Annotated in this window: 13 protein-coding genes; 6 read left to right on the top strand and 7 right to left on the bottom strand. The window is 62.4% G+C overall.

Annotation, left to right across the window (positions count from 1 at the left end):
* Nucleotides 1-80 precede the first annotated feature (80 nt).
* From SOP95_RS26025 to SOP95_RS26015, 3 genes are all read left to right on the top strand, one after another.
* The gene (locus SOP95_RS26025; RefSeq protein WP_274073419.1) at nt 81-680 is read left to right on the top strand and encodes a short chain dehydrogenase; all 600 of its coding nucleotides are present in this window, start codon (nt 81-83) and stop codon (nt 678-680) included.
* A gap of 170 nt (nt 681-850) precedes the next feature.
* On the top strand, nt 851-1,516 hold the full coding sequence (locus SOP95_RS26020) for a COG3650 family protein (RefSeq protein ID WP_323608786.1): 666 nt from the start codon (nt 851-853) through the stop codon (nt 1,514-1,516).
* 95 nt (nt 1,517-1,611) lie between these two features.
* Nucleotides 1,612-3,225: an NAD(P)/FAD-dependent oxidoreductase gene (locus tag SOP95_RS26015; RefSeq protein WP_274073417.1), complete on the top strand. Its 1,614-nt coding sequence runs from the start codon at nt 1,612-1,614 to the stop codon at nt 3,223-3,225.
* 113 nt (nt 3,226-3,338) lie between these two features.
* Here SOP95_RS26015 and SOP95_RS26010 read toward each other — a convergent pair whose 3' ends face one another.
* A complete protein-coding gene (locus tag SOP95_RS26010) occupies nt 3,339-4,433 on the bottom strand; it encodes a PLP-dependent cysteine synthase family protein (protein WP_323608784.1) in 1,095 nt (364 codons plus the stop codon).
* Nucleotides 4,434-4,684: 251 nt separating this feature from the next.
* Here SOP95_RS26010 and nhaA point away from each other — a divergent pair, with 251 nt between their 5' ends.
* Nucleotides 4,685-5,872 carry a Na+/H+ antiporter NhaA gene (nhaA, locus tag SOP95_RS26005; protein ID WP_274073415.1) on the top strand — a complete coding sequence of 396 codons (1,188 nt, stop codon included), beginning with the start codon at nt 4,685-4,687 and terminating at the stop codon, nt 5,870-5,872.
* Between the two features lie 74 nt (nt 5,873-5,946).
* Here the strand turns inward: nhaA and SOP95_RS26000 are convergent, their stop codons facing one another.
* The gene (locus SOP95_RS26000) at nt 5,947-6,411 is read right to left on the bottom strand and encodes a glycine zipper 2TM domain-containing protein (protein ID WP_274073414.1); all 465 of its coding nucleotides are present in this window, start codon (nt 6,409-6,411) and stop codon (nt 5,947-5,949) included.
* 167 nt (nt 6,412-6,578) lie between these two features.
* On the opposite strand from SOP95_RS26000, the gene SOP95_RS25995 reads away from it, so the two are divergent.
* Nucleotides 6,579-6,815, top strand: a complete 237-nt coding sequence (locus SOP95_RS25995) for a hypothetical protein (RefSeq protein WP_274073413.1) — start codon at nt 6,579-6,581, stop codon at nt 6,813-6,815.
* Between the two features lie 5 nt (nt 6,816-6,820).
* On the opposite strand, the gene pdxH is transcribed toward SOP95_RS25995, so the two are convergent.
* From pdxH to dinG, 5 genes are all read right to left on the bottom strand, one after another.
* The gene (gene pdxH, locus SOP95_RS25990; RefSeq protein ID WP_323608782.1) at nt 6,821-7,468 is read right to left on the bottom strand and encodes a pyridoxamine 5'-phosphate oxidase; all 648 of its coding nucleotides are present in this window, start codon (nt 7,466-7,468) and stop codon (nt 6,821-6,823) included.
* Between the two features lie 24 nt (nt 7,469-7,492).
* Nucleotides 7,493-8,590 carry an OmpA family protein gene (locus SOP95_RS25985; protein ID WP_323608781.1) on the bottom strand — a complete coding sequence of 366 codons (1,098 nt, stop codon included), beginning with the start codon at nt 8,588-8,590 and terminating at the stop codon, nt 7,493-7,495.
* Nucleotides 8,591-8,702: 112 nt separating this feature from the next.
* Nucleotides 8,703-9,848, bottom strand: coding sequence for a serine hydrolase domain-containing protein (locus SOP95_RS25980; RefSeq protein ID WP_323608780.1), 1,146 nt, complete (start codon nt 9,846-9,848; stop codon nt 8,703-8,705).
* A 157-nt stretch (nt 9,849-10,005) separates the two neighbouring features.
* On the bottom strand, nt 10,006-12,507 hold the full coding sequence (locus SOP95_RS25975) for a beta-agarase (RefSeq protein WP_323608779.1): 2,502 nt from the start codon (nt 12,505-12,507) through the stop codon (nt 10,006-10,008).
* A 95-nt stretch (nt 12,508-12,602) separates the two neighbouring features.
* Nucleotides 12,603-14,747 (bottom strand): ATP-dependent DNA helicase DinG, encoded by a 2,145-nt coding sequence (gene dinG, locus SOP95_RS25970; protein WP_274073408.1) that lies wholly within the window; start codon nt 14,745-14,747, stop codon nt 12,603-12,605.
* A gap of 99 nt (nt 14,748-14,846) precedes the next feature.
* Between dinG and SOP95_RS25965 the strand changes: the two genes are divergently transcribed.
* Nucleotides 14,847-15,311, top strand: a complete 465-nt coding sequence (locus SOP95_RS25965; protein ID WP_323608777.1) for a CopD family protein — start codon at nt 14,847-14,849, stop codon at nt 15,309-15,311.
* Nucleotides 15,312-15,389 lie beyond the last annotated feature (78 nt).

Raw genomic sequence — 15,389 nt, 5'->3', positions numbered from 1 at the left:
GGTTGCCCATTAGTGCGCTTATCGCCGGAAAAAACCACTCTAAACTGAAGCCTTACTCAATCCAACGAGGATCAGCCAGTATGAAAATTCTTTTGATTGGCGCCAGCGGCACCATCGGTTCGGCCGTCGACAAGGAGCTGTCCCAGCGCCACGAGATCGTCCGCATTGGCCGCAGCAGCGGTGATTTTCAGGTGGACATCAGTGACAGCACGTCGATTCGCCGACTGTTCGAACAGACCGGCAAATTCGATGCACTGGTGTGCGCCGCCGGTAACGTGACCTTCGCACCGCTGGCCGAAATGAGCGAAGAGAGTTTTGCCCTGGGCCTCAAGGACAAGCTGATGGGCCAGGTCAACCTGGTGCTGATTGGCCGTGAGTTCGCCAATGAAGGTGCATCCTTCACACTCACCACCGGCGTACTCAGCCACGACCCGATCCGTAGTGGCGCATCCGCTGCGCTGGTCAACGGTGCGCTGGACAGTTTCGTCCGCGCTGCCGCCATCGAGTTGCCACGCGGCTTACGCGTGAACTCGATCAGCCCGACCGTCCTGGTCGAAGCCATGGGCAGCTATGCCCCGTATTTCCGTGGCTACAAGCCGGTTCCTGCCGAGGATGTGGCATTGGCCTACGCCAAAAGCGTCGAAGGCTTGCAGACGGGCCAGACCTTTCACGTGGGGTAGGAGCTGCCGCAGGCTGCGATCTTTTGATCTGGCTTTTGATTTTCAATCGCCTCAAACAACATCAAAAGATCGCAGGCTGCGCCAGCTCCTACAAAAAGCCCGGCGTAATGCAGGGTTGTGATGAACGGTCAGGCTGAGTAACGTGGCGGCACTTGTCAGGAGACCCCAAGATGCGTGCTGCCCGTTCCTTAGTCCTTGTTGCCCTGCTCCCCCTGTTCGCGGCCTGCCAGTTGTTCGACGGCCAGCGTGAAAGTGCCTCCCACGTCGGGCAGACCCGCCTGCAGGGCCAGTTGAGCGCCGCCGACGGCAAACTGCTGTTCCAGCCGTGCGGCGAGCAACGCCGTTACCTGGTCAATGACACGGGCAGCACCAGCGTCCTGCAACAGGCCGCGAGCCTCGCCGATGCCCAGGGCAAGCTGTTTGCCGACGTGCGTGGGCGCATCGTTCCCGGTAACGGCGAAGATCAGCTCGACGTGGAAACGCTGTACCGCGTCGAGCGCTCCGCCACCGCCTGCGCCGATCCAAATTTCAAGCCGCTGATCCTGCGCGCCGCCGGCCATGCCCCCGAGTGGAGCGTGAGCGTCACCGGCAAAGGCATGGTCGTGGAACGCGCCGGCCAGCCGCCGTTGGCCGTGCCCTACGTCGAAGAGCAATTGGGCGAAGGCCGCTTCAACCTCAGCACCGAAGCCAACAACCAGCACATCGAACTGTGGGTCGCGCCACAACGCTGCATCGACGGCATGACGGGCAGCCTGCAGCACATGAGTGCCGAACTGCGCATCGATGGCAAGGTACAGCGCGGTTGCGGGTATTTCGGCGGTTCGCGCGACGACTGATCGTTTTAGCCTCACGGGCCTGCGCCTTTGGGGCTTATAATCGCCGGTTTCAAACGCCCTGGCGCAGTTGTGCGCCCCGCGAACCGGATCCTGCCATGTTACGAATCACCGAACTCAAGCTGCCGATCGACCATCCCGATGAAGACCTGCGCCCTGCCATCCTGCAGCGCCTGGGCATCTCCAGCGATGACCTGGTCGATTTCACCTTGTTCAAGCGCAGCTACGATGCGCGCAAAAAGTCCTCCGAGCTGTGCTTCATCTACACCATCGACCTCGATGTTCGCGATGAGGCCTCGGTACTGAACAAGTTCGCCGATGACCGTAACGTCAACGTGGCACCGGATGTCAGCTACAAAATGGTTGGCCAGGCGCCGGCCGACCTGAGCGTGCGCCCTGTCGTCGTCGGCTTCGGACCGTGCGGGATCTTCGCCGGGCTGCTGCTGGCGCAGATGGGCTTCAAGCCGATCATCCTCGAACGCGGCACCGAAGTGCGCCAGCGCACCAAGGACACCTGGGGCCTGTGGCGTAAAAGCGTGCTCAACCCCGAGTCCAACGTGCAATTCGGCGAGGGCGGCGCGGGGACCTTCTCCGACGGCAAGCTCTACAGCCAGATCAAGGACCCGAAGTTCATCGGCCGTAAAGTCCTCAATGAATTCGTCAAGGCCGGCGCCCCGGAAGAAATCCTCTACGTCAGCAAACCGCACATCGGTACGTTCCGTCTGACGGGCGTTGTGGAAAACATGCGTGAGCAGATTCGCGCCATGGGCGGCGAAGTGCGCTTCCAGCAACGGGTGACCGACGTGCTGATCGAAGACGGCCAACTGGTCGGCGTCGAACTCGATGGCGGCGAGCAGATCCACTCCAAACACGTGATCCTGGCCCTGGGCCACAGTGCCCGGGACACCTTCCGCATGCTCCACGGCCGCGGCGTGTACATGGAAGCCAAGCCATTCTCGGTCGGTTTCCGTATCGAGCACCCGCAGTCGCTGATCGACCGCGCGCGCCTGGGCAAGTACGCCGGCCACCCGAAACTCGGCGCCGCCGACTACAAACTGGTGCACCACGCCAAGAACGGCCGTTCGGTCTACAGCTTCTGCATGTGCCCGGGCGGTACGGTGGTGGCGGCGACCTCCGAGCCGAACCGCGTGGTCACCAATGGCATGAGCCAGTACTCGCGTAACGAGCGCAACGCCAACTCCGGGATCGTCGTCGGGATTACCCCGGAAGTCGATTATCCGGGCGGCCCGCTGGCCGGTATCGAGTTGCAGGAACGCCTGGAATCCCACGCCTTTGTGCTCGGTGGCAGCAACTACGAGGCACCGGCGCAACTGGTCGGCGACTTCATCGCCGGCAAGCCGTCCACCGCGCTGGGCAGCGTCGAACCCTCCTACAAACCGGGCGTTGCCCTGGGCGACCTGGCGCTGGCCTTGCCGGCCTTCGCCATCGAAGCGATTCGTGAAGCCTTGCCGGCGTTCGAGAAACAGATTCGCGGTTACTCGCTGCATGACGCGGTGTTGACCGGGATCGAGACCCGTACTTCGTCGCCGCTGCGCATTACGCGTAACGAGTCGATGCAGAGCCTGAACGTGAAAGGCTTGTTCCCGGCGGGTGAAGGCGCGGGTTATGCGGGCGGGATTTTGTCGGCGGGTGTCGATGGCATTCGCATCGCCGAAGCGGTGGCGCGGGATATTCTCGGCCTCGAAGCCTGACGCCAACCCCCTGTGGGAGCGGGCTTGCTCGCGAAGGCGGTGGATCAGCCAACGTTTCTGTTGAATGACGAACCGCATTCGCTGGCAAGCCAGCTCCTACAGGTGCAGGGGGGTCAGATATTGGCGCGCAACACGCTCGCCGGTAGCGGCTCGCCGCGCTCGACCGTCGCGGCCACCGCATCGATCAACCCGCTCAGCTCAAACCCCTCGGCCTTGAGCCACGCCTGATCGTAATAGGTCGTGGCATAGCGCTCGCCGCTGTCGCACAGAATCGCCACGATCGACCCCTTCTCCCCCGCCGCCGCCATCTGCTGCGCCGCCATCAACGCGCCAATCAGGTTGGTCCCGCTCGATCCACCGACATGCCGCCCCAGACGTTCAGCCAGGTAATGCATGGCTGCCAGTGACAATGCGTCCGGCACCTTGACCATCGCATCGATGACCTTGGGCAGGAATGACGCTTCCACCCGGGGCCGACCAATGCCTTCGACCCGCGAACCGTGATCCAGGCGCAGGCTGGCATCGCCGGTCTGGTAGTAATCGAAAAACACCGAGCGCTCGGCATCGGCACACAACACGCGGGTGGCGTGCTGCCGATAACGTACGTAACGCCCCAGGGTCGCCGTCGTCCCCCCAGTCCCGGGGCTGGACACCAGCCAGCTCGGCTCCGGGTGCTTTTCGAAACGCATCTGCTGGAAAATCGATTCGGCGATGTTGTTGTTCGCACGCCAGTCGGTCGCACGCTCGGCGTAGGTGAACTGGTCGATGAAGTGGCCGTCGTGCTCGCGCGCCAGGCGTTCGGACTCGGCGTAGATCTGCGTCGGATCCGCGACCAGATGCGTCTGCCCGCCATAGAACGCGATTTGTGCGATCTTTTCCCTCGACGTACTGGCCGGCACCACGGCAATGAACGGCACCCCCAGCAAACGCGCGAAGTATGCCTCGGAAATCGCCGTCGAGCCGCTGGACGCCTCGATCACCGGCGCACCGGGCTTGAGCCAGCCATTGCACAGCGCATACAGGAACAGCGACCGCGCCAGGCGGTGTTTCAGGCTGCCGGTGGGATGGCTCGACTCATCCTTGAAGTACAACTCGATGCCGGCAAAACCTGGCAGCGACAAGGGGATCAGGTGAGTGTCGGCGCTGCGCTGGAAGTCGGCTTCGATGATCCGGATGGCTTCGCGGGACCACTGTCGGTTGTCGCTCATGGTGGTTATCTCGATGGATCAGGCAATAGGCGGCCCCGTCACAAGCCTCAACCTGCAAGCTTAGGAAAAATCCTACATCAAACACAGGTACAGCTGAGTTCCAATACATCCGGCAACTGCTAGGCTCAGGTCCTTGCCCGAAGAATCGCGTTGTAACGACATATAACAAAAAAGAATATAACTTTTGTTTTAACAACTAACGGTACGGGTTAGGGTGTGCCACCTTTTGACTTTATCGATGGAGAGCGACTTTGCCTCTGCGTAGCACGTTCACGCGTTTCTTTCAGCTGGAAGCTGCCAGCGGTCTGTTATTGATCGCCGCGGCTATCCTCGCACTGATCATCAACAACTCCCCATTGTCGTGGCTCTACAACGGCTTGCTGGAAACCCCCGTGGTCGCCCAGGTCGGCGCGCTGAAAATCGCCAAGCCGCTGCTGCTGTGGATCAACGACGGGCTCATGGCGCTGTTCTTCCTGCTGATCGGGCTGGAGGTCAAGCGCGAGGTCCTCGACGGGCAGCTGTCCAAACCGTCGCAGATCGTCCTGCCCGGCGCGGCCGCCATTGGCGGCATGGTGGTCCCGGCGCTGATCTACTGGTTCCTCAACCGTGACAATCCACCGGCCCTGGACGGCTGGGCGATCCCGACCGCCACCGACATCGCCTTCGCGCTGGGCGTACTGGCGCTGCTGGGCAAACGCGTGCCGGTGTCGCTGAAGTTGTTCCTGATGACCCTGGCGATCATCGACGACCTCGGCGCGATCGTCATCATCGCGATTTTCTATTCCGGCGAACTGTCGACCCTGTCCCTGGCACTGGCCGCCGCCTGCATCGCGGCGCTGATCGGGATGAACCGGCTCGGCGTGGTCAAGCTCGGCCCCTACATGATCATTGGCCTGATCCTCTGGGTCTGCGTGCTCAAGAGCGGAGTGCATGCCACGCTGGCCGGCGTGACCCTGGCATTCTGCATCCCCTTGCGCACGAAAAACGCCGAACCCTCTCCCCTGCTTTCACTGGAGCACGCGCTGCACCCATGGGTGGCCTACGGCATCCTGCCGCTGTTCGCCTTCGCCAACGCCGGCCTGTCCCTCAGTGGCGTGACCGCCGAAAGCTTCACCCACGCCGTGCCAATGGGCATCGCGATCGGCCTGCTGCTGGGCAAGACCGTCGGCGTGTACGGCCTGACCTGGCTGGCGGTGAAAACCGGCATCGCCGCCCTGCCCCAGGGGGCCAATTGGGGCCAGGTGCTGGGCGTGGCGATTCTCTGCGGCATCGGCTTCACCATGAGCCTGTTCGTCGGTTCGCTGGCCTTTGAGCCGGGCGTCAGTGACTACGCAGGCATGGACCGCATGGGGATCCTGACCGGTTCGATCCTGGCGGCATTGATTGGCTATGCCGTAACGGCGGCGGCGAGTCGCAAGCCGGTGCTGCAAACCGCGTAGAGAACAATTCATGTGCTAAAGAAAAACCCCGATCCAGTCACCTGGTCGGGGTTTTCTTTTACCCGTATTCCCGCTTAGTGGGAAACGCGGCTGGTGCCATCAACCGTGGCAATGCGCACGCGCTCGCCAACGCGGAACACTTCGTTTTCCTGAACCTGTTGCACGTAGGCGCGCATGCTGCCGTCGTCTTCGCGCACGGTGATTTCCACGCCCTGGGTGCGGGTCAGGCCTTCTTCGGCTGCCGAGCCTACCAGGCCGCCTGCGACGGCACCGATGACCGCTGCGACAATGCTGCCACGGCCACCACCGATGGCGCTACCACCGACACCGCCCACCACTGCACCAGCCGCGCCGCCGATTGGCGTCTTGGTACCTTCGATTTTCACCGGTCGCAGGGCTTCGATGGTACCCATGCGAATCGTCTGCACGCGACGCGCTTCGTCACGGGAATAGGAGTCACCGGTCAAGCTCGATTGGCAGCCAGTGAGCAACATCGCCATGGTGGAAAAGGAAGCAACCAGCAGAACAGACTTACGCATAGCATCAACTCCAAAGGACAAGTAACCATTAAACTCCGCAGCCAGACGCCTGTCACGGCCTTGCCCGGATAAAAATGTTTCGATTCAGGCTTCGTACAGGCCTGTCCACGCACTCACCACACAGTCGCGGCCTGATCGCAGAACAGCGCCACTGAGCAGGGATCCAGATGGATTACTTTATCATTGTCGTCACTACCGTCGCCGGGCTGTACTTCCATGGGTGGCTGTACGTGCGCATCAGACGCTGGATGGACCGGGACCTGGCGTTGGCGCTGGCCGGCAAGGACGAGCAGAAAAAAGCGTTCATGCTCGAACGGTTGGCGAGCGCCCGGGCTCAGAAAATCAGGCGTCGAGACCTGCCGCAGTGGCTTGAGGCCGCAGCGGCAGCTTATCCCGAGCGGTAGACTGCTTAAGGTGCCAGGCGTTCAAGAATCCAGTTGGCACCCTGCAGGCGATAGTTGAGCCGGTCGTGCAGACGGCTCGGACGGCCCTGCCAGAACTCGATGCGTTCTGGCAGCAGGCGATAACCGCCCCAGTGTTCAGGGCAGTGGGGTTGGCTATCGCTGAAACGTTGCTCGGTATCCTTGAGCAGCGACTCCAGCTCACCCCGATCGGCAATCACCCGGCTCTGCGGCGAAGCCCAGGCACCGAGGCGACTGCCCAGCGGGCGCACCTGATAGTACGCATCGGATTCTTCTGGCGTGACTTTCACCACCCGACCTTCAATCCGCACCTGACGCTCCAGGGTCGGCCAGAAAAACGTCATGGCCGCGAATGGATTCGCCACCAGTTGCTGGCCTTTGGCGCTGTCGTAGTTGGTGAAGAAGGTGAAGCCCTGGGCGTCCAGGCCCTTGAGCAGCAGGATGCGGCAATGCGGCCGCCCCTCCTGGTCGACAGTGGCCAAGGTCATGGCATTGGCCTCCACCGGTGCCTGCTCGGTTTTCACCGCGTCGGCAAACCATTGGTGGAACAGCGCGAACGGCTCGGCCGGGGCTTGCGCCTCGGTCAGGCCATCACGGGTGTAGTCGCGGCGCATATCAGCCAGGGCCTTGGTCATGGCGCATTCCTTATGGTTGACGAATTACTTCTTTGTAGTATCGGCGGCGGCGACTTTTTTAGTGTCGGCTGCGGCTTTGGCCGGTGTCGTCTTCTTCGCGGGCGTTGCCGTTTTAGCCGGGGTCTTCTTCGCGGCGGCTTTCTTGGCCGGCGCTTTCTTCGCCACCGGTGCAGCCGCTTTCTTCGCATCGGCAGGTGCTGGCGTCACAGGCTTGGCAACCGGCTTGATGTCCTGGGCCGCGACCATGCGCACAGGCGCCGGGGCCGGCATGTTGTACTTGCTCAGCAAGGCGACCATGGTGTTTTGCGGCGTTACCAACAGTTCCACGCGGCGGTTCAAGGCACGGCCTTCATTGCTGTCGTTAGCGGCACGCGGGGCTTCACCACCCATGCCACGCAGCATCAGACGATCGCGCTGTAGACCGCTGAGGCGGAAGATCGCAGCCACCGACTGCGCACGTTCCTGGCTCAGCTTCACGTTAGCCGGCGCTGCGCCCGAGGTGTCACTGTGGCCGAGTACCAGCACGGCAGTCTTCGGATCGGCTTCAAGGATTTTCGCAACGCGAGTGAACGGGCCGAGGGTTACCGGCAGCAGCATGGCCGGGCGGTCCGGGTTGAACGAGCCTTCTACCGGCGCGGTGACCACCAGGACGTTTTCACGGCGTTCGAGTTGCAGGTTGCTGTCCTTGATCGCTGTACGCAGACGCGGTTCGTAGTCGTCAAGCCAGGCTTGGGTGACTTTCGGATCAGGCATCGGCACGGCTTTGGCAGTGCTTTGATCCTTGCCGCCGAACGGCCACCACCACTTGCCGCCCGCATCGGCCTCGGCCTTGGCGACTTCGACCGGCTTGGCCTCAGGTTTTACCTCTGGTTTCTTGTCGAGCACTTCCTCGGAGCCGAACGGCCAGTACCAAGGGCTGGAACTGTCAGTCTTGGTCACCGCAGCGGCTGCGGTGGGCTTCAAGGGAGCTGGGGCCGGTTCTTTGGCCGGCTCTTTGGCCGCGACTTTGTCGGAAGACCCGAACGGCCACCAACTGCCGCCGTCTGCATCATTTTTAGGAGTCTGCGCGCAACCGGTAATAGCGAAGCACAGTGCCAAGGCGAGGGTGGGTTTGGTTGACATTGGATATCCACAAAAATGAAGTAATAAAATCAGGCCGGGTCAGCCCGCATAAACAGACGCTTGGAAACTGAAAAGGCCGTCGGGTTCCAGCTCCGGAACCCTTGAGCGTGATTTACAGACAAGTGGCCAGTACCCGCACAAGCTTTTGTGCGCGCGGATCCATCAAGACGTACGGCCCCAGGGTATTTGTCACAAAACCGAATGCCACATCATGTTCCGGGTCAGCGAAACCAACAGAGCCACCCGCACCCGGATGCCCGAAGGCTCGCGCGCCCAGGCCGAAGGTCGCATTGGGCACATCCGGTTGGTCGAGCATGCAGCCCAGGCCGAAACGGGTTCGGGTCAACAGTGTCTTGTCTTCGCCGAGGCTGTGCTCGCGGGTCAGCTCGTCGAGCAATTCGCCTTCCAGCAGGCTGCCATCGAGCAAACCGGCGTAAAACCCGGCCAGGCTGCGGGCATTGCCGTGGCCATTGGCCGCCGGCTGTTGCATGCGCCGCCACTCAGGTTTGTTGGTACTGGTCAGCACCGAAGGTGGATTGGTAAAAGCACGGGTGGTCATGGCCGTTGGCTCGCGCAGGGTCACTTGCAGCAGGCGCTGGGCCGCGGCATCGCCGACATTGCCCTTGCCGCGGGCAATGTGCGCCACGCGATGAAACTCTTCATCGGCCAGGCCGACGTGAAAATCCAGGCCCAAAGGCTTGGCAACCCGCGCCACGATGGATTCACCGGGGCCACGACCGTCAGCACGGCGCAGCAGCTCGCCGACCAGCCAGCCATAGGTGATGGCCGCATAACCGTGGCCCTCACCCGGCGTCCACCATGGTGCTTCGGCGGCCAGGGCGTCGACCATGGTTTGCCAGTCGTAAAGCGCTTCAGGGGCCAGTAACTCGCGCAACGCCGGCAGACCGGCCTGATGGCAAAGCAGTTGGCGCAGGGTCACCGATTCTTTGCCGGCGGCGGCGAATTCAGGCCAGTAGCGGGCCACCGGGGCATCCAGTTGCAGCTTGCCTTCGGCCACCAGTTGCAGGGCGGTGACGGCGGTGAAGGTCTTGGTGCAGGAGAAGAGGTTGGCGATGGTGTCGCTGTGCCAGGCTTCGGCTCCGTCCTTGTCTGCGGTGCCGGCCCACAAGTCGACGACGGTTTCGCCGCCGACCCGGATGCACAACGCGGCGCCACGTTCCTGAGGATCGTCGAACAGCGCCGCGAACGCTTCACGCACTGCCTCGAACTTAAGCTCGTAATGACCCTGAATCTGCACCCGCAACTCCCCGGAAACGTTCTATAAAGTGGGCCGCATTGTTCCAGCCCTTGAGGGTTTTGGGAACAGGGGCGGGCTGGGCGGTCAATTCAACCCCCAGGTTAAAATCAAAAGATCGCAGCCTTCGGCAGCTCCTACAGGGTTGCGATCCCGGCGTTTAATGACCTTGGCCGGAATGCCCACCAGCGCCCTTCCCCGAGCCTTTGCCGGCTTCGGCCTTGCGCCCGCCCTCGGCGTCGTGGTTCGCCTTGTCGACCTCGGCGGCGGCCTTCTGGGCCTCTTTGGCCAATTGATCGACCGTCGCCAGATTGCTCTTGCGCACGGTGTCGACAAAGCCCTGGAACGGCAGATCGGTTATCCCCACCAGGCCAAAGTGACCATTTTCGCCATCCAGCAGGCGACCGGTCACGGGTTGGTCGAGGTACTGGAACCAGTGCACGCCAACAATCGACGGCTCGCCCAGCGCCTGTTTCAGGAAATTCGCGTAGGCCGGGCCACGGTCTTCTTCCTTCGCCAGTTGCGTCACGCCGCCCCAGAACGGGCCGCGGTCGGTCGAGCCGAAGTTGAACTCGGTGACCAATACCGGTTTGTCCAGACTGCGCAGCCTGGCGAAGTCGTAACCGTCCTGGGGTTGCAAGGTGTACATGTTGAAACTCAATACGTCGCAGTACTGCGCACAGGCCTCAACGGCTTCCGGGGTGCTGATGGCAAACCGGCCACCAAGCAGGAGCTGGTTCGGCGCGTGCCACTCCAGCGAATCGGAAATGGTCTTGAAGTAGGTGTCGGCGAAGACCTTCTGGAAGTATTTGAAGTCGGCCTCGATTTCCGGGTGCTCGGCGCTTGGCAGCGGCGGCACGAAGCCCGGGTCCTCCATCAGTTCCCAGGCTGGCAGATCGATACCCCAGGCTTTCGACAAGCCCGCCTGGTTGCGGTATTTGTCACGCAACTGCTTGAGGAACGCGCGCTTGGCCGGCACGTCGGTGGTCATTTTCAAGGTGCCATAGGCCAGCGCATAACGGGCTTTCGGGTCATCGCCGGGACCGGCCCAGGCCAGTTCGTTGTCGGCGAAGTAACCGATCAGCCATGGATCGTCGCGGTGGTCGCGGGCAGCAATGGCCACCGCGCGCTCGGTCGCCATGGCGAAACGCGGGTCGAATGGGTCGGGCATCCCGCCCCACCAGTCGTTGCCAGTGCTGATGCTCGCGTAATCGCCGACGATCGACAATGGCAAGGTGTACGGCATGCGCTGCGCGTCACCCAGTGCCGGTGCGCTCCAGTTGCCGAGGGTGTTGAACCCCCAGGCTTGCAGGCGCTCCAGGGTGTGGCCGGTCCAGCGCTGCTCATCAAAGGTCGTTTTGCAGGGTTCGGCAGGTGGTGGCTCAGCCGCTTTTGCCACCGTCGCATCGGCGGCGCCGGCCTTGGCCGCTTCGGCGACTCCGGATTCGGCCGTTGAGGGTGCGACGGCAGGCTCGGCAGCCTTCTCGGCCGTTGCTTCTACCGCATCGGCCTTGGCCGCTTCAGCAACGCCGGCCTTGGTATTGCTGCCCAGTGCACAAGGGTCGCCGTACAGACGCTGCAGATTGGCGCCATAGAAGTCATACCATTTTCCAGAACTGAAACCCCGCCCCTTATCGACACCATTACCACCGCGGTTGTCGCCTTCCCCGAAGTGATTGGCCAGCGGTTCATCCGCCTTGGGCAGGGATTCGAACATCCATTCCCGACCGGCGACATACGTCTGGTTGACGTCCGCCGCAACGGTGTTGACCCCCAGCGAATAGAACGGATGCCCCTGCGGCGTCACCAGGTACCAGCGTCCATCGCGTTTCTCGGTGCGGAAAAAACCGCTGGCCTTGAACGTCGGCCCGTTGGTCCAGCCGCCGAACGTGTCCAGGGAGGACTTTTCGCGCTCACCCAGCCAGGTTTTCAGCTGCTGTTGTTCCTTGGCGGCGGCGCTTTTCAGTTGTTCGTCGCTACTGACCTTTTCTGGCCATTTGGCCCGGGTCGATTGGCCATAAGCGTCCACCAGCCCGCCATAGACCGCTTGGGTCACACCTTCGCCATCCTGCACGCCAAAGCGCTCCAGCAGGATGCTCTGGGCGACTTTCGGTTGATCCATGGACAGGCTGACCGACACCACCTGGCTGCGGTCCAGTTCACCGGCACTGCTGGCCAGCAAAATGCGCTGGCCGTCGACGGTCATCGGCATCGGCGGACCCGCCTTCAGGCCCTGGCTCAGCGGCGAAGTCGGCTGCAATGGCACCAACAGGGTCTGCGCCGGGCCGGCTGGAAGATCGACGCGACTGACCAACGTCTTGCCGTCGTTGCTCTGAATGGTCACGTACAGGGTCACGGCCCAATTCATGGCGCTCTGGATCCGCAAGCTCATGACGCCCGACTGCGACCAGTCCCAGGCACCGGTCTGCGGCGACAGGCGCAGCGTTGGCCGCGCAACAGGGTTGAAGGTGACCCGGCGCAGCACTTCGCCTTCGGGCGTCTGTTCGGCGTTGGACTGCGGCAGGCTGGCGTCCTGGGTCGCCACCTGGACCACGTCGGCGGGGCGCACAAAATTGAACAGCGTCTGCTGCCCGGCGGGCGCCGCCAGCAAGGGCGTGGCGAACATCAGGGCAAGAACGGCAGGTAGCGAACAGCGAATCATGAGAACGGAATTCTCCCTAGCGACCCGGGCGGGCCAATGGAAAAGCGATGGTAGAGAGATAGACAACGCGGCGGGCAAAACTGCCCACCGGTTTATCAGGAAATTTCACGGCGGAAGGGAGGCAACGCATTGAGGATCGCCTTGCCATAACGCTGGGTGACCAGGCGCCGATCGAGCAAGGTGATGGTGCCGCGGTCTTCTTCGGTGCGCAGCAGGCGCCCGCAGGCCTGGACCAGTTTCAGCGAGGCGTCCGGCACGGAAATCTCCATGAACGGATTGCCGCCACGGGCCTCGATCCATTCGGCCAGCGCCGCTTCGACCGGATCATCCGGCACCGAGAACGGAATCTTGGCGATCACTACGTGCTCGCAGTAGGCACCGGGCAAGTCGACCCCTTCGGCAAAACTCGCCAGGCCGAACAGAACGCTGGAATCACCGCCATCGACCCGCGCCTTGTGCTTGTTCAGGGTTTCCTGTTTCGACAGGTTGCCTTGAATGAACACCTGCTTGCGCCAGTCGCGGTCCAGGCCGTCGAACACGTCCTGCATCTGCTTGCGCGAGGAAAACAGCACCAGCGTGCCCCGAGACCCTTCGACCAGGTCTGGCAGGTCACGGATGATCGCGGCGGTATGGGCCGCCGCATCCCGCGGATCGGCGTTCAGGTTCGGCACCCGCAATACACCGGCGTCGGCGTGATGGAACGGGCTCGGCACCACGGCGGTCACGGCCTTTTTCGGCAGGCCGGCGCGCATGCGGAAGCGGTCGAAGGTGCCCAGGGCGGTCAAGGTGGCCGACGTCACCAGCGCGCCATAGGCCACGTTCCACAGGTTGCGCCGGAGCATTTCCGCCGCCAGGATCGGGCTTGCGTTGACTTCGATATCGAAAAGCGAGCCGCTTTCCGCCAGGGTCAGCCAGCGGGCCATGGGCGGGTTGTCTTCCGGGTCTTCAGCGGTGAACGCGACCCACAATTCCCAGTTGCCGGATGAGCGCGACAACAGGCTGCCGAACAACGGATACCACTCCTCGGCCTGGTTGCTGGCGATGCCGATATTGACCTCGCCGTCCATGCCTTCCTTGAGCAATTCAGTGAGGCGGGTAAACAGGTCGGTCAGGCGCGCGTAGCCCTTCTTCAGCTCGACGCCCATTTCGCGCATGTGCTCGGGAATCACCCCGCCGACGAAACGGTGGCGTGGGCGTTCGCGGCCCTCGACATCTTCGCCGGGCTTGAAATCGGCGATCTGCTCACAGGCGGTGAACATGAACTGTTGCTGGGTCTTGATCTCCCGCGCCAGCTCCGGCACCTGTTCGATCAGCTTGCCCAGATCACCGGGCAACGGGTGTTGGGCCAGCAGCTTGGTGAGGTTCTTCGCGGTGGTTTCCAGCCAGTCGGCGGTGGAGCGCAGGCGCGTGTAATGGGCAAAGTGGCCGATGGCCTTGTCCGGCAGGTGATGGCCTTCGTCGAACACGTAGATGGTGTCGCGCGGATCGGGCAGCACGGCACCGCCGCCCAGCGCCAGGTCGGCCAGGACCATGTCGTGGTTGGTGACGATCACATCGACCTTGCCCATGCCTTCGCGGGCCTTGTAGAAGGCGCACTGGCCGAAGTTCGGGCAATGGCGGTTGGTGCACTGGCTGTGATCGGTGGTCAGGCGCGCCCAGTCGGCGTCCTCCAGGGCGGTGGACCAGCTGTCGCGGTCACCGTCCCACTTATTGCCGGCAAGTTTCTCGATCATGCTGGTGAACAGCTTCTGGCTGGCCTCATCGACCTCGATCTTGAAGCCTTCTTCTTCGAACAGCTGGGCGGTGGCGGTTTGTGCGTGACCTTCCTGGAGCAACATGTCGAGCTTGGACAGGCACATGTAGCGTCCACGCCCCTTGGCCAGCGCAAAGCTGAAATTCAGCCCGCTGTTGCGCATGAGGTCGGGCAGATCCTTGTAGACGATCTGCTCCTGCAGGGCGACGGTGGCCGTGGCGATCACCAGGCGCTTGCCCGCCGCCTTGGCAGTGGGGATGGCCGCCAGGCTGTAGGCTACGGTCTTGCCGGTACCGGTGCCGGCTTCCACCGCGACAATCGCGGGGTCGCCACTGCGCCGGCCTTCGTCGTCGGTGTCGATGTCACCGAGGACCTTGGCGATTTCGGCGATCATCAGGCGTTGGCCGTAGCGCGGCTTGAGGCTCTTGGCTTCGAGAAAACGCGAATAGGCGCCCTGGATCGTGGTTTTGAGTTCGGTGCTGATCATGGATTGTCGGGCGCAAAAAACGCTGGATAAATTTTCAGTAGTTCGGTTCGGTCGCTATCATACCCCGCTAATGAATCCCGCGCAGAACGGAGTAACCCGATGACACCTTTTAGCCTCATTTATAGCCTGCATGTCCTCGCCGCACTGGTGTGGGTCGGCGGCATGTTTTTCGCCTGGATGGTCTTGCGCCCCGCGGCCTTGAAGGCACTGGAGGGCCCTGCCCGGCTGAAGCTGTGGCTGGAAGTGTTTCAAGGTTTCTTTCGCTGGGTCTGGGTCGCGGTGGTGCTATTGCCGATCAGCGGCGTCGGCATGATTCATCTGCAATACACAGGTTTTGAAAGCGCACCGCGTTACGTGCAGGTGATGATGGGGCTGTATGTGGTGATGACGGCGCTGTTCATCCGGATCCAGGCGTTGATGTTGCCGGAGTTGCGCACGGCGGTGACGGCCCAGGATTGGCCGGCGGGGGCTGCGGTACTGGGAAGGATTCGTCGGTTGGTGGGGATCAATCTGATTGTCGGGTTGGTGTTGGTGGCGATTGCGGCGGCACGACCGATGTTCTAGATAATTCCCCCTGCGGCAGCTCCAGGTTTTTTGGGTGTTGCCGGGATTTGTGCCTGGCGGTGATCCCCTGTAGGAGCT

The organism is Pseudomonas sp. YuFO8 (assembly GCF_035065025.1).
GTDB classification, from domain to species: domain Bacteria; phylum Pseudomonadota; class Gammaproteobacteria; order Pseudomonadales; family Pseudomonadaceae; genus Aquipseudomonas; species Aquipseudomonas putida_AE.
This window is presented reverse-complemented; position numbering and strand designations above follow the sequence as displayed.

What these genes read in the sequence shown, in the direction of transcription:
- pdxH (WP_323608782.1), bottom strand. Translation starts at nt 7,468, where the DNA reads ATGACCAAGGCCCTGGCTGATATGCGCCGCGACTACACCCGTGATGGC.
- SOP95_RS25975 (WP_323608779.1), bottom strand. Translation starts at nt 12,507, where the DNA reads ATGATTCGCTGTTCGCTACCTGCCGTTCTTGCCCTGATGTTCGCCACG.
- SOP95_RS26015 (WP_274073417.1), top strand. Translation starts at nt 1,612, where the DNA reads ATGTTACGAATCACCGAACTCAAGCTGCCGATCGACCATCCCGATGAA.
- SOP95_RS26025 (WP_274073419.1), top strand. Translation starts at nt 81, where the DNA reads ATGAAAATTCTTTTGATTGGCGCCAGCGGCACCATCGGTTCGGCCGTC.
- SOP95_RS26020 (WP_323608786.1), top strand. Translation starts at nt 851, where the DNA reads ATGCGTGCTGCCCGTTCCTTAGTCCTTGTTGCCCTGCTCCCCCTGTTC.
- dinG (WP_274073408.1), bottom strand. Translation starts at nt 14,747, where the DNA reads ATGATCAGCACCGAACTCAAAACCACGATCCAGGGCGCCTATTCGCGT.
- SOP95_RS25995 (WP_274073413.1), top strand. Translation starts at nt 6,579, where the DNA reads ATGGATTACTTTATCATTGTCGTCACTACCGTCGCCGGGCTGTACTTC.
- SOP95_RS25985 (WP_323608781.1), bottom strand. Translation starts at nt 8,590, where the DNA reads ATGTCAACCAAACCCACCCTCGCCTTGGCACTGTGCTTCGCTATTACC.
- SOP95_RS25965 (WP_323608777.1), top strand. Translation starts at nt 14,847, where the DNA reads ATGACACCTTTTAGCCTCATTTATAGCCTGCATGTCCTCGCCGCACTG.
- SOP95_RS26010 (WP_323608784.1), bottom strand. Translation starts at nt 4,433, where the DNA reads ATGAGCGACAACCGACAGTGGTCCCGCGAAGCCATCCGGATCATCGAA.
- SOP95_RS26000 (WP_274073414.1), bottom strand. Translation starts at nt 6,411, where the DNA reads ATGCGTAAGTCTGTTCTGCTGGTTGCTTCCTTTTCCACCATGGCGATG.